This window comes from Acinetobacter sp. ANC_7504, assembly GCF_056779995.1.
On sequence record NZ_JBWYIZ010000051.1, the window covers coordinates 1 to 204 of the forward strand.

Sequence of the window (204 nt, forward strand, 5' to 3'; positions counted from 1 at the left end):
AATGCAAAAACGGATGAGCAAAAGCTAACAGAAGCGATTAAAGAAGTAGAAGACTTAATTGCAGCAGGCAAGTTTGATGGTCAACAGCTGACAGATGTAGAAACTGCACTCGGTACTGCAAAAGAAGCTGCGGCACAAGAAGGTGCGGATTTAGCAAAAATCAAAGATACTTTAGAAACTGCAGTGAAAAAAGCTACAGCGGAA

Annotated in this window: 1 protein-coding gene; it reads left to right on the plus strand. The window is 41.2% G+C overall.

Annotated features, from left to right (window positions below):
* On the plus strand, positions 1-204 hold a 204-nt coding region (locus tag AC1M9F_RS14580; RefSeq protein ID WP_481598129.1), incomplete at both ends, for a hypothetical protein.